The 12,952-nt window shown below is 62.3% G+C and carries 16 protein-coding genes; 4 read left to right on the forward strand and 12 right to left on the reverse strand.

Annotation, left to right across the window (positions count from 1 at the left end):
- Window positions 1-3: 3 nt before the first annotated feature.
- Window positions 4-1,443: a nodulation protein NodH gene (locus KYE46_RS01810; RefSeq protein ID WP_219003063.1), complete on the forward strand. Its 1,440-nt coding sequence runs from the start codon at window positions 4-6 to the stop codon at window positions 1,441-1,443.
- A 21-nt stretch (window positions 1,444-1,464) separates the two neighbouring features.
- Here KYE46_RS01810 and KYE46_RS01815 read toward each other — a convergent pair whose 3' ends face one another.
- The 12 genes from KYE46_RS01815 to KYE46_RS01870 form a co-directional block, all read right to left on the reverse strand.
- Window positions 1,465-1,929 carry a PTS sugar transporter subunit IIA gene (locus KYE46_RS01815; protein ID WP_219003070.1) on the reverse strand — a complete coding sequence of 155 codons (465 nt, stop codon included), beginning with the start codon at window positions 1,927-1,929 and terminating at the stop codon, window positions 1,465-1,467.
- A 78-nt stretch (window positions 1,930-2,007) separates the two neighbouring features.
- A complete protein-coding gene (gene hpf, locus KYE46_RS01820; RefSeq protein ID WP_219004973.1) occupies window positions 2,008-2,583 on the reverse strand; it encodes a ribosome hibernation-promoting factor, HPF/YfiA family in 576 nt (191 codons plus the stop codon).
- A 187-nt stretch (window positions 2,584-2,770) separates the two neighbouring features.
- Window positions 2,771-3,520, reverse strand: a complete 750-nt coding sequence (lptB, locus tag KYE46_RS01825; RefSeq protein WP_219003072.1) for an LPS export ABC transporter ATP-binding protein — start codon at window positions 3,518-3,520, stop codon at window positions 2,771-2,773.
- A complete protein-coding gene (locus KYE46_RS01830; protein ID WP_219003074.1) occupies window positions 3,520-4,014 on the reverse strand; it encodes an LptA/OstA family protein in 495 nt (164 codons plus the stop codon). The genes lptB and KYE46_RS01830 overlap by 1 nt, the downstream gene beginning before the upstream one ends.
- 10 nt (window positions 4,015-4,024) lie before the next feature.
- Entirely contained in the window at window positions 4,025-4,621 is a 597-nt protein-coding gene (locus KYE46_RS01835) for a hypothetical protein (RefSeq protein ID WP_219003076.1), read from the reverse strand.
- A gap of 74 nt (window positions 4,622-4,695) precedes the next feature.
- On the reverse strand, window positions 4,696-5,307 hold the full coding sequence (locus tag KYE46_RS01840) for a ribonuclease D (protein WP_219003077.1): 612 nt from the start codon (window positions 5,305-5,307) through the stop codon (window positions 4,696-4,698).
- A 179-nt stretch (window positions 5,308-5,486) separates the two neighbouring features.
- The gene (locus tag KYE46_RS01845; RefSeq protein WP_219003078.1) at window positions 5,487-6,332 is read right to left on the reverse strand and encodes an alpha/beta hydrolase; all 846 of its coding nucleotides are present in this window, start codon (window positions 6,330-6,332) and stop codon (window positions 5,487-5,489) included.
- A gap of 70 nt (window positions 6,333-6,402) precedes the next feature.
- Complete coding sequence (locus tag KYE46_RS01850; RefSeq protein ID WP_219003079.1) at window positions 6,403-7,443, reverse strand: TRAP transporter substrate-binding protein; 1,041 nt, start codon at window positions 7,441-7,443, stop codon at window positions 6,403-6,405.
- Between the two features lie 36 nt (window positions 7,444-7,479).
- Window positions 7,480-8,769, reverse strand: a complete 1,290-nt coding sequence (locus KYE46_RS01855; RefSeq protein ID WP_219003080.1) for a TRAP transporter large permease — start codon at window positions 8,767-8,769, stop codon at window positions 7,480-7,482.
- The gene (locus KYE46_RS01860; RefSeq protein ID WP_219003082.1) at window positions 8,769-9,257 is read right to left on the reverse strand and encodes a TRAP transporter small permease; all 489 of its coding nucleotides are present in this window, start codon (window positions 9,255-9,257) and stop codon (window positions 8,769-8,771) included. Before KYE46_RS01860 ends, KYE46_RS01855 begins: the two co-directional genes overlap by 1 nt.
- Before the next feature lie 34 nt (window positions 9,258-9,291).
- Window positions 9,292-10,365, reverse strand: coding sequence for an aldo/keto reductase (locus KYE46_RS01865; RefSeq protein WP_219003084.1), 1,074 nt, complete (start codon window positions 10,363-10,365; stop codon window positions 9,292-9,294).
- Window positions 10,362-10,733 (reverse strand): TIGR04076 family protein, encoded by a 372-nt coding sequence (locus tag KYE46_RS01870; RefSeq protein ID WP_219003085.1) that lies wholly within the window; start codon window positions 10,731-10,733, stop codon window positions 10,362-10,364. The genes KYE46_RS01865 and KYE46_RS01870 overlap by 4 nt, the downstream gene beginning before the upstream one ends.
- 81 nt (window positions 10,734-10,814) lie before the next feature.
- Here KYE46_RS01870 and KYE46_RS01875 point away from each other — a divergent pair, with 81 nt between their 5' ends.
- The 3 genes from KYE46_RS01875 (at window position 10,815) to KYE46_RS01885 (ending at window position 12,932) form a co-directional block, all read left to right on the forward strand.
- Window positions 10,815-11,462 (forward strand): GntR family transcriptional regulator, encoded by a 648-nt coding sequence (locus KYE46_RS01875; RefSeq protein WP_219003086.1) that lies wholly within the window; start codon window positions 10,815-10,817, stop codon window positions 11,460-11,462.
- A gap of 76 nt (window positions 11,463-11,538) precedes the next feature.
- The gene (locus KYE46_RS01880) at window positions 11,539-12,246 is read left to right on the forward strand and encodes a 3-oxoacid CoA-transferase subunit A (RefSeq protein ID WP_219003087.1); all 708 of its coding nucleotides are present in this window, start codon (window positions 11,539-11,541) and stop codon (window positions 12,244-12,246) included.
- Window positions 12,243-12,932 (forward strand): 3-oxoacid CoA-transferase subunit B, encoded by a 690-nt coding sequence (locus KYE46_RS01885; RefSeq protein ID WP_219003088.1) that lies wholly within the window; start codon window positions 12,243-12,245, stop codon window positions 12,930-12,932. The genes KYE46_RS01880 and KYE46_RS01885 overlap by 4 nt, the downstream gene beginning before the upstream one ends.
- Window positions 12,933-12,952: the final 20 nt, after the last annotated feature.

Raw genomic sequence — 12,952 nt, forward strand, 5'->3', positions numbered from 1 at the left:
TCCATGACCCGCCGTTTTGATGCCTTCGTGTTATTCGCCGAGATGCGGACCGGATCGAATTATCTGGAAGACAGCCTGAACAATTTTCCCGACATCACGTGTCTGGGGGAGGTCTATAACCCGACGTTCCTGGGGCATCACAACACCTTCGAGATGTATGGCTACGACATGGACCGGCGAGAGCAGGATCCCCTCGGGCTGTTGGAGGCGATCATCGAAAACGGGGAAGGCTTGCCCGGTTTCCGTCTGTTCCACGATCACGATGACCGCGTGGTGGAGCGGGTGCTCCCTGACCCGCGGATCGCCAAGGTGATCCTCACCCGCAACCCGCTCGACAGCTACGTCAGCCGCAAGATCGCCAGCGCCACCGGGCAATGGCGCCTGACCGATATGAAGCACGCCAAGACCGCGAAGATCCGTTTCGATGCGGGCGAGTTCGGGGATCTTCTGGATGCCCTTCTGCCGTTTCAGGAACGGCTTCGGCAGGGGCTTCAACGAACAGGGCAGGTCGCCTTCAACGTGCGCTACGAGGATATCAACGACCCCGAGATGCTCAACGGATTGGCGGCTTTTCTCGGGTCAGAGGAATGTGTGGACGCCACCTCGAAGAAGCTGAAACGGCAAAATCCCGCGCCACTGCGGGACAAAGTCGAGAACTATGACGAGATGGTCGCCGCGCTGAGCGATCTGGATCGCTTCGGGCTGGATCGGTCGCCCGAGTTGGAGCCTGAACGCGCGGCACAAGTCCCGAATTTCGTCGCGCATCCGACGCTCGGCCTGCTGTTCTGCCCGATCAAGGGCGCGCCCGAGAACGCGGTCTTGAACTGGATGGGCGAGCTCGGGAATGTCGGCAAGGACGCTCTGCTACGGAAGATGAACCAGAAGCAGCTGCGTCAGTGGATGAAGGACAATCCCGGCTTCCGCAGCTTTACCGTTCTGCGCCACCCCGTTGCGCGGGCCTATTGCGTCTTCAATCGGTTCATCCTGCCTGACGACCGGCCCGCCTACGCCGACCCGCGCAAGACGCTGCGGCAGCGCTACAAGGTGCCGATGCCGAACAAGACGCCGGGCGACGGGTGGACCGAGGAAGAGCAGAAGGCCGCATTTCAGGGGTTCATAGGTTTTCTGAAAGGAAATCTTGCCGGGCAGACGAGCGTGCGGGTGGACCAGGCATGGGCCTCGCAAACCGCGATCCTGCAGGGAATTTCCTCTGTCATGGTGCCGCAAGCGGTGATCCATGAGGATCAGATGAAAGATGCGCTCCCCGAATTGGCTCGGCAGGTTGGTGCGCAGGACGTGCCGGAGGTGGTGGGCGAAGCCATGCCCGGTCCGCATCCGCTCAAGTCTGTCTATGACGGCAAGATCGAGCAGGCGCTGATCGATACCTATCGACGCGACTACATCGGGTTCGGCTTTACGCGGTGGAACAAGCGGCCGGGGTAGGCACGGGATAAAGCAGATCTGTCAGGCGGCTTGGGTCGCTTCGCTTTCAGTCAGCAACGAATAGAGCGCGAGCGGATCATTATTCGCGCGCAGCTTGGAGCAGAGCGCCTGATTGCGCAGGGTCCGGGCCACGAGCGCGAGCGCTTTGAGATGGTCAACGCCCGTCTCAAGCGGTGCCAGCAGCACGAAGACCAGATCGACGGGCTGTCGGTCCGCGGCGTCGAAGTCGATCGGACGTTCAAGGCGGAGGAACACCCCCATGATCTTGTCGATCTCGGACAGGCGTGCGTGGGGCAGGGCAATGCCTTGGCCGACACCGGTCGGCCCGAGGCTCTCGCGTTCCTGAAGCGCTTCGAAGATGCGGTGCGCAGGCACGTTCACCATGGTCTCCGCGATCTCGGAGATCGACTGCATCAACCGCTTCTTGCTGCTGACATCGCCGACAACCTTGACCGCCTCTGGCGTCAACAACGCTGAAAGGTCCATACCTGTATCTCCCCACGCGCGACCTGGGTCGCTTGGTGTGGACCCGGGGGCAGTTCAACCGCCCCGGGGCCTGCGCTGTTAATTGGTCTTTGGATCAATCCAACCTACGTTGCCGTCTTCGCGGCGGTAGACCACATTCACCCGACCGTGTCCCTGTTCGCGGAACACCAGAAGTGGCGCCCCCGCGATTTCCATCTGCATCACCGCTTCGCCTACGGACAGGGATGGGATCTGAGTCTCCATCTCGGCCACGATGATCGGCTGCAGCGAATCCGGCTCGGCCGCTTCGTCCTCGGCTTCCGGTGAGGCGAGGATATAAGAGGCACCGCCGTAGACATCAATGGGGGTGGATCGATCCTTGTGGTGATCTTTAAGGCGGCGCTTGTAACGCCTGAGTTGCTTCTCCAACTTCTCGGCTGTTGCCTCGAACGCGGCGTAGATTTCATGGGCGTGCCCCTTCGCAGAGGCAGTCAGACCGGTAGACAGATGAACGGTGGTTTCGCAGGCGTATTCCGGGCCTGATTTGGAGAAGATCACCGTCGCATCGGTCGGACGTTCGGCGTATTTCTGGGCAATGCCTCCAAGGTTGTCCTGCACGTGCGTCTGCAAGGACTGGCCAATTTCGATCTGTTTTCCGCTGATCTGATACCGCATGTAACCTCCGGTTTTATCGGCGCGCGACGAAGCTGCCGCGCTGTTAACGTGATGATTTTGGATGTCAAAGAGAGTGCGCTGGGGAAGTCGATTTAGCGGCGTTCCGTGCATGGCACTATGAGATGAAGCATTCGCAACCATCCCGTCTATCAGACGAGGAATCACGGCCCTCTGTCAATGATCTAGGTCAACCGATCTTGAAGGATTGGCCGAGGTAGACGCGGCGGACGTTTTCGTCGCGGACAACCTCGTCGGCGGTACCGGACATGATGATGACGCCGTCATGCAGGATATAGGCGCGGTCCACGATGGCGAGGGTTTCCTGCACGTTGTGATCGGTGATCAGCACACCGATGCCGCGTGTTTTCAGCTCGGCGACCAACGCGCGGATATCGCCAACGGCGATCGGATCGACCCCGGCGAAAGGCTCGTCGAGAAGGACATAGCGAGGGTTAGAGGCAAGACAGCGGGCGATTTCCACGCGGCGTCTTTCGCCACCCGAGAGCGACAGGGCCGGGGCGCGGCGCAGGTGTTCGATGCTGAACTCGGACAGCAGCTCTTCCAACCGGTCGCGGCGCTTCTTGCGTTTCGGCTCGACCACTTCGAGGATCGCCATGATGTTGTCTTCGACGGAAAGGCCCCGGAAGATCGACATTTCCTGCGGCAGGTAGCCCACCCCAGCCCGCGCGCGGCGGTACATGGGAAAGACGGTCACATCCTGACCGTCGATCGTCACCCGCCCGCCATCCGGAGAGATCAGACCGGCGATGCAGTAGAAACTGGTCGTCTTGCCCGATCCGTTCGGACCCAGAAGCGCAACGACTTCGCCGCGGTTGAGCTCCAGCGTCACGTCACGGATCACCGGCCGTTTGCGATAGCTTTTGCGCAGCTTTTCGACGCGCAGCCCCGCAGAGCCTTCCGTGACGTCGAGCGCCATCAGTCGTTGCCGCCAAGGACGGTGCGAACCCGTCCGTCGACCGAGCCATTTCCGGTGCGCATGTTCACGACCATGCTGTCTCCGGCGATGGCTGTCTGCCCCTGGGTGACCAGTACGTCGCCCGACAGGGTCAGCAAGGCCGTTTCAACCTCGAAACGCGCGCGCCCGCCTTCTGCCGCGTCCGACCCACGGGTCACGAGGACGCCGCCGGTGGCGATGACCTCCTGCACCTCCTGCGTGCCCGCGGTCGCGTAGACGATCCGGACGGCGCCCGCGGCCATGCGCAGATCGCCCTGCACCACGATCACATTGCCCGAGAAAACAGCCTCGCCCGTGGTCTGATCCACCGTCAGGCTGTCGGCGGTCACCTCAACCGGTTGGCTGTCATCATAGCTGACGCCGCCAAAGCCGATATCGACCTGCGCCATGGCCGGGCCGGTGAGAAGCGAGAAGCCCAGAAGGATGGGGCTCAGGAGAACGAGAATTCGGTGCATGATCGGCCCTTTAGCTTTGTGGCTCATATAGCACCCGGACGGAGCCGTTGAAACGAAGGATTGCTTCTCCCTCCGGGCCGACCAATTCCATCGTGTCGGCCGTCAGGTCGAGACCGGGTCCGGTGGCGTGCACGGGGGTGGGCGAGCGCATGTTGATCATGTCGAGCGCCATCACCAGAGTGTCGCTTAAAATGCGGTAGCCGGTGGAAGATTGCACGACGACCTCATCGGTCAGCGTCGCGAGTTGCGCTGCCATGTCGAACTCGCCGTTGGCGGCTTGCAGCGTCATGAATTCGGTCGGACCAAGCTCCATCCGGCCATCGATGGTCTGTGCCTGAATGCGATCTGTCGCGGAGCCAGTGGTAGAGACGGCCGCAGCGGTCAGGACGATCTCCTGATCCTCGCCCAGAATGCCCGCGAACCGAGGCTCCGTCACCCGCTGCTCGCGGACGATCTGGTTCACGTCGACATCGGCATAGGCCAGGGCGTCGTCCGGGTCAGGGGTGCCAGAAAGCAGGAAGATCGACGACAGGAGGCCAAGCGCAATCAGGGGCAGGGTGACTTTCACCCAGACCACCATGGTTGAATAGATGTTGTCGCGTGCCACGTTCCTGCGTCCTCTGAACGGATCAACTAGCCCCAACCTGCGCCCCGGCAAGCGGCTTCGAAGGCGCGGCCCGGTTAGTGGCTGAAAATGTCGATTTCAGGCCATCCGGCCAGATCCAGCTTCGCACGCATTGGCAGGAAGTCAAAACACGCCTGCGCCATCTCGGTGCGGCCTTCGCGGGCCAGCATCTCGTCCAGCTTGTCCTTGACCCCATGCAGGTAGAGCACGTCAGACGCGGCATAGGCGACCTGCGCTTCGGTCAGCGTCTCGGCGCCCCAATCGGAGGATTGCTGCTGTTTCGAAATGTCGATCGAGAGAAGTTCCTGCAGGAGGTTCTTGAGCCCGTGGCGATCGGTGTAGGTCCGCACCAGTTTCGAGGCGATCTTGGTGCAATAGACCGGCGCAGTCAGCGCGCCGAAGGCATTGTACATCGCCGCGATATCGAAACGGCCAAAGTGGAAGAGTTTCAGCGTGTTCGGGTCTTCCAGCAGCGCGCAGAGGTTGGGCGCTTCGGTCTGACCTTTCGCGACCTGTACCAGATGCGCATTGCCATCACCGTCTGACAGTTGGATCACGCAAAGCCTGTCGCGATGGGGGTGCAAGCCCATGGTTTCGCAGTCGATTGCCACGACGGGACCGAGTTTCAGGTCATCCGGAAGGTCGTTCTGGTATACGGTGTTGGTCATCAGCGTCCTGGCTTTCGAATTCGTCACTCTGCGCCTGTGGGGTCATCCGCGCGAAACCCCAACAAAATAGCGGTCCCTCGCGGCAGTATACCCTTCCACAGTGCCACTCAATACCCCACCCATCCGGCCGGTCAGCGGCTCACGTCGGTGTGTGGGTCACGGAGGCAGGAGGTCGCGCGCTATTGTTCCGGCTTGGGCTCGGCAGCAAGGTAGTATTGATGGATCGCGTGATCGGGGTTTGCCAGCCCGTCGCAGATGTCGAAATGGTGCTTGTCGTGTTCTTCCCAGACGCCGACTTCGGCGCCGAGACCGGTCCAGATGTTCGCCAGAAGCTGGTTCTGGCGCAGAAACTCGGCCCGTTCGCTACCCCCGACCCAACAGAGCACCCGCAAGCCTTCCGGTGGGTGCAGCAACGCGGGGCTTTCGCGCTCGGCCTCTTCGGCATCGAGGCGCAGGCTTTCGTTCATTTTCAGGCGCAGGAACGGGCGTAGGTCGCTGAGGCCCGAGATCGGGATGACCATGGAAAGCCGCGCGCGGGTGGCGTCGGACAGGGCCGAACCCATGGCGGCGACACGGGCGACAAGATGCCCTCCGGCGGAGTGGCCGGCCAAGACAACCGGCCCGTCGACGCGCTCGGCGGCGACATCGATGGCGCGGGAAATTTCCTGCCCGATCTGCGTGATGCTCGCCTCGGGGCAGAGGGTATAGCCGGGAACGGCGGCGGCGTAGCCATTCGCCACGGCGCCAGCGGCGAGATGAGACCAATAGCTGCGGTCCAGCGTGTGCCAATAGCCGCCGTGGACGAACACGAACAGCCCGCGCGGCGCGCCTTCGGGCATGAACAGATCAAAGCGTTGCCGGTCACCGTCGCCGTAGGGCTGGTCCAGCGCGGCGCGGCCCTGCACGCTCATGTCATCGCGGAAGCGGGCCGCAGGCTCGACCCAGGCCTCGGGCCATTGATCACTGCGGTGGATGTGCGAGGAGTTGGAATAGGCGCGATCCCAATCGTCTATCTTGTGAAACAAGGCCACGGCTCCGCTCTTGAAAGTCGTCTGTTACGGGGAGGGCAGGGCCGTTTGGCCCCGCCCCATGATCTTAGTTGCGCGAAACGCCAAGCTCTTCAGCGACGGCATCCAGCTGCTCCTGATAGAAGCTCCACGCCGCTTCGGCGTCGACGCCACGTTCGGTGGCGGCTTCCACCCACTGGCTCTGGATCGGCGCGAGAAGCTCCTGCATCTGGGCCAGATCTTCGCCTTCCAGCTCGTGACGGGTCAAGCCGCCTTCAATCAGAGCTTCGGCGGAGGACGCGTTGTGGGCCTGCCAGACCTCGGCGAAACGGCTGACCATGGCTTCACCCGACAGGGCGTCGATGGCGGCCTGATCCTCGGCGCTGATGCGGTTCCATGCGTCCTCGTCCATCACCATGAACTGGCTGGAAGCTGCGAAGCCGCCGGGGACGGTGAAGACGACGGGCATGTGCTCGGACATGTTGAAATCCATCACCGTGCCGTAGGTCTGGAACATGCCGTCGATGATCCCGCGGGAGATTTGGTCGTAGGCTTCCGTCAGCGGCGAGGAGATGGAGACGAGGCCAAGCTCGGTCGCGATCTGCTCGACGATGGCGCCGGGCACGCGGATGCGCAATCCGTCGAGGTCCTCGATCTCTTCGACGCCCGCGCGGGTGAAGAGCTGGTAGGAGCCGGGCACCCAGAGGCCCAGAAGGTGCGTGCCCTCATGCTCGTTCGCGCCCATGAAATATTCTTGGTAGGTGCGCCAGTTAGCGATCGAGTTCACCTGGGCGTTCTCGGCGGTGAAGGGCAGTTCGACCATCTCGGTAAGCTTGAAACGCTCAGGCGTGTAGCCGTGCACGGCAAAGGCAATGTCGGCCACGCCGTTGCGGACCATGTCGAAATGCGCGCCGGGGGCACCCAGGGCGGGCAGGATCTGAACGGTGACGCGGCCCTCGGTGGCTTCGGCCACATCGGCGGCCCAGGGCTCGATCATGTCGGTGATGATCGGATGGGTGGGCGGCAGCCAGTTGGAAAACCGCAGCGTGACGTCTTCGGCAAATGCAGCCGTGCCGCTTGCCAGCATCGCGAGCCCGGAGAGGGCGGCGGTGAATGTTCTTCTTTTCATTGTATCTTCTCCTTGTTGGTTAAGTTTGTTGTGGGTTCACATCAGCCCGGGCAGCCAGAGCGCCAAGGCCGGAACGAGGATGAGCAAGAGGATGCGGATGGCGTCGGCGAAGACGAAGTACGTGACGCCTGCGAACATCTTGCGCAGCGGAACATTGGGCAGGACACCCTGCAGGACGTAGATGTTCATGCCGACAGGCGGCGTGATCAGCGCGACCTCGACCAACGTGACCACGACGATGCCGAACCAGACCGGATCATAGCCCAGATGGAGGATCAGCGGGAAGGTGATCGGGATGGTCAGGAGAAGCATCGACATGCTCTCCAGCACGCAGCCGAGGATCAGGTACATCGCCACGATCACCAGCATCATGGCCCAGGCGGGCAGCTCCAATCCGGTGACGAAGCTGTTCAGCTCGGCAGTGAATCCCGCCACGTTGATGAAGTTGCCGAAGATCTGCGCGCCGACGAGCACGAAGAAGATCGAGGCGCTCATGATCGCGGTCTGGCCAAGGGTCTCGAGCAGGGTGCGAACGGTCAGCTTGCGGCGGTAGGCAGTAATCGCGAGCGCTCCGACAGCGCCCACGCCAGCGGCTTCGGTCGGGGTGAAGAAGTTGCCGTAGATGCCACCGATCACCAGGCCGAAAAGCAGGATCACCGAGCCGACGGAGCGCAACGCGCGAAACCGCTCGGGCCAGGTGCTGCGTTCGCCCGCCGGGCCCGCGTCAGGGTTGATCGAGGTCGCGAAAACCACCGCGCCGACATAGAGGACGGCGCCAATGAGGCCGGGAATGATGCCCGCGATGAACAGGAGGGCAATGTCGGTCTGGGTGAGGATGCCATAGACGATCAACACAACGCTCGGCGGGATCATGATGCCAAGCGTCCCGGCGGCGGCGATGGATCCGGCGGCAAGGCTGTCGTCGTAGTGATAGCGCTTCATCGAGGGATAGGCGACGCGACCCATGGTGGCCGAGGAAGCGAGGCTGGAGCCGCAGACCGCCGCGAACATGCCGCCCGCGATAACGGTGGAGATCGCCAACCCGCCGCGGCGATGGCCGACAAAGCGGTAGGCGAGATCGAACAGCTCTTTCGAGATCTCGGCCCGGCTGATCAAATTGCCCATCAGCATGAACAGCGGGATCACCGACATGTTGAAGTTGTGCACGGTGCGATAGGCGGTATCGGCCGCCATATAGCCGGCGGGGCCCCAGTCGACGATCCAGGCGAAACCGCCCACTCCGATTGCCAGCATCGCGATGGCGATGGGCACCTCAAGGAACAGCAGAAGGAAGAGCAGCGCGAGGGCGCAGAGCATGATCGTCATCAGAATTCCCCCACGCCTTCGGACGCAGGGTCCTTGCGGCTGAACAGCGTGGCGACGGCTGAGACGAGGCACATCGCGGCGGAGAACCACGCGAAGGGCGCGAGGGGGAAGCCTGCAAAAATGGCACGCGCGCCGTTGCTGTTCATCTGGTTGCCGAGCCGCATAAGATGCCATGCGAAGAAGATGAAGACGACAACCGCGATACTGCGGCTCACAGTCGTGAAGAGCAGCTGCAGCCAGCGGTGTTTCTTCGCCAACGCGCTGAACAGCGTCACCCTGACATGATCCTGGCGCAGCGTGACCAGGGGCAGGGCAGAAAAGACCATCGCGCCCACGGCGATCTCGGTGATTTCATATGCGCCGGGGATGGGCCGGTTCAGGCTGCGCAGGATCACGTCCGAGAACGACACGCCCATCAAGATGAGGATGCACCCCGACGTGATGAGCAACAGCGGGTACAGAACCCTGTTGGCGATCGAGAAGAGCATCACGCCCCTCCTTCGGTAGCGTTCAGCGCTGTGATCATTCGGCGTGTACCTTGTCGGCGGGGTTGGTGTTCAGGTTGTACTTCATGATCTTGCCGTGGCGCCCGTTCCGGTCTCCCTCCAGCCCGTAGACAGGGCCATTGGGTCCAGCGGCCTGATCGAGGATCGCACCAATCGCGGCGCGGTCTTCGTCGTCGAGGGAGAAGTCGAAGATCTCCAGCGTCTTGGGCAGGTGTCGCTTGTACCGCGCGCCAACGATGGCGGCGGCAACCTGAGGCTGATCCAGAACCCACCGCGACGAGACGGCGGCCAATGATACGCCGTGCTTGTCGCCCACGGCTTTCAGGGTGCGCAGCAAGGCCTGGAACAGGTCCCAGGGGCCGAATTCGTCGATGATCAGACGGTACTTGATCAGGCTGCGGTTCTCGAACTCGAAGCCGGGATCGGGCTTGCCGAGCCACGCGTCGGTGAGGAAGCTACCGGCTAGCGTGCCGTAACACAGGATCTGCACGTTGCGCTGCGCACCCCACTCGGCAAAGGCCCCGGCGGGCCGTCGGTCGAGCAGCGAATATTGCACCTGCGCCGAAACGACGTCGAACTCCGCGTCAATGAAGCGGTCCATCACCGGCGCGTCCCAGTTGGTGGTGCCGAGATTGGCGATCTTGCCCTTCCGCTGACATTCCTTGAGCACATCCAGCGCTTCGACGGCATTCCCGATCGCCATGTCCCACCAGAAGAACTGCACGAGAGGGATCTGCTCGATCTGCAGCCGTTGCAGGGACCGGTCGACGATGGCCTCGACCTCGTCGGGGCGGATGTCGGCGAGGCGCCCGAGGTCGGGGACCAGCTTGGTGTGCACCATCACCTTGTCGGCGACTTCGGCCCCGCGCCGGCGACGCACGTCAGCGATGAAATGGCCGATCATTTCTTCGACGCCCTTGTAGATGTCGGCGCAATCGAAGGTGGTGATCCCGGCGTCGAGGAACGCCTCCATATCCGCGATGGCGTCTTCGCGGCGGACTTCGCCGTGGTCGCCAGCCAGTTGCCAGCCGCCTTTGATGACGCGCGAGATGCGGTGTCCGGGGCGCAGGTCAGCGGTTTCCACGGTCATTCTTCTTCCTTCCAGTAGGGGGTTCCGCGCTGGTCCGGCAACCCGGTGGTTGCTGCATGGGAAAACCAGCGCCGGTCTTCGCGCACGATGCGCAGACGGCCACCGCAATGCGGATCGGGGCAGGCGACTTCGGCGTCCGTGGACATCCAATCGTCGGCTGCGGTCTCTCGCTGTTTGGCAGGCAGGAGCGGGAGCACCGACGCGAGAGCGAACATGGAGATCTTTGCCGGACCGTCGAAAACGAGGTTCTCGCCAACGACACGGAAGGATTCACCCTCCACGTGGCGGCACACGGGCGTTCGCCCATCCAGCACGGTTTCAACCCTGAGATCGTAGAGCCAGAAGCCCTTCTCTCCGTCCGTTTCCATGAGCCGCCTTTCGTGCTTGACCGGTTTAGCTGTGATATGTGATATTTTATCAACGATACAGTTTGGAACTGTCAAGCCGTCATGAGTACACCCACCATCGCCCGTCTCGATCCGCTGAAGCTGCGTGAAAATGTGTACTTCTCGTTGCGGGATGCCTTCACAAGAGGCGACTTTGCGCCCGGCGACGTGTTGAGCCTTCGCAATCTGGCGGATCAGCTCGGAGTCTCGATGACGCCGGTGCGCGAGGCGGTCCGCCGCCTTGTTGCCGAAGGCGCATTGGTGGACACGGCGTCCCGCAAGCTGATGGTGCCACCCTTCGACGCCCGACGCGCCGCGGATCTGAAGTCCGCCCGCCTGGCGCTCGAAAGCCTCGTGCTGGCGCAGGCGATGGATCGGATCACACCCGACGGTATCGACGCGCTGGAAGCCATCCTGAAGCGTCCCAAAGCCGGCCCGGACAACCTGCCCGACCTCGTGACCAATCACGAATTTCACCACATGCTTTACAGCTTCAGCGAGTCCGAGGTTCTGCTTCCGATGATCGAGGCGCTGTGGCTGCAATACGGTGCCTATCTCAACCTGATCATCAACCGCCCCACGGCGAGCATGATCTCGGAACACATGCACCACGAAGAAATCCTTGCTGCACTGCGTACCGGCGATAAGGAAAAGGCGCAGGCAGCCTTGGTGGCGGACATTACGCGCTCGTTTCACGTGCTCATCCCGTAAGGTGCGCGGCTGCATTGCCCGCAGCACTTGGACCTCCCGCGAGGGTTCGGTATGCGAGTGGCGAAGGAGATCTCAGATGGACAAGACCATAGGAAGCACGGCCGACGCCGTTGCCGGAATTCCTGACGGCGCAACAGTGATGATCGGCGGATTTGGCGGCTCTGGCGCGCCGATCGAGTTGATCCACGCACTGATCGATCAAGGCGCAAAGCACCTCACGGTTGTGAACAACAACGCGGGCAACGGACATGTCGGCCTTGCGGCGCTGATCGAGCAGGGACGGGTCGACAAGCTGATCTGCTCCTTCCCCCGCTCGGCTGACCCGAGCGTTTTCGTCGATACCTACCACGCCGGAAAAATCGAGCTGGAGATCGTGCCGCAGGGCACATTGGCAGAGCGTATTCGCGCCGGCGGTGCAGGCATCCCCGCCTTCTACACGCCGACGGCCTACGGCACCGAAGTGGCGGAGGGGAAACCCGTCGAGGAGTTCGAGGGGCGCTTCTATATCCGCGAGCGCTGGCTCAAGGCCGACTTCGCGCTGATCAAGGGAGAGCTCGGCGACAGCCACGGCAACATGACCTACCGAATGGCCGCGCGGAACTTCAATCCGGTGATGGCCATGGCCGCCACAACCACGATTGCGCAAGTCTCGAAAATCGTGCCGCTTGGCGGGATCGATCCGGAACATGTCATCACACCCGGCATCTTTGTCGATCACGTCGTCGAGGTCCCTGACCCCGCGCAGGAAGAGACCTTGAACCGAGCGGAGGCCGCGTACCCATGATCGATCTTGCAGAGCACAAATTGTCGAACGCGCAGATTGCATGGCGCGCTGCGCAGGACATCGAAGACGGCGCCTATGTGAACCTCGGTATCGGCTTCCCCGAGATGGTCGCCCGGTTCCAACCCGAAGGCCGACAGGCGATCTTCCATACCGAGAACGGTGTACTGGATTTCGGAGAAGCCCCCGCGCCCGGCGAGGAAGACTGGGACCTGATCAATGCCGGCAAAAAGGCCATCACCCTGAAGCCCGGCACCGCGTTCTTCCATCATGCCGACAGCTTCGCCATGGTCCGGGGCGGTCACTTGGATCTTGCAGTGCTGGGGGCCTATCAGGTGGCGCAGAACGGTGATCTGGCCAATTGGTCCACCGGCAAGGGCGGGATTCCTGCCGTCGGCGGCGCGATGGACCTTGTGCAATCTGCCAAGCGGATCGCCGTGCTGACGGACCATGTCACCAAAAAGGGCGATCCGAAACTGGTCGAGCGTTGCACCATGCCTCTGACCGGCGTCGGCTGCGTCACGCGGATCTACTCGTCATTGGCCGTGATCGATATCTTGGATGGGCACTTCGTTCTGCGCGAAAAGGTGGCACGCCTGTCGATGGACGATCTGCAATCGGTGACAGGCGCGCCCCTGCATGTGGAGGGCGATGTCGTCGATCTCAACTGTCCTGACGATCTGGCGTGACCTTCAGAGCCTACGAGAAC

It is taken from the genome of Gymnodinialimonas ceratoperidinii (assembly GCF_019297855.1).
Classification (GTDB): Bacteria; Pseudomonadota; Alphaproteobacteria; order Rhodobacterales; family Rhodobacteraceae; genus Gymnodinialimonas; species Gymnodinialimonas ceratoperidinii.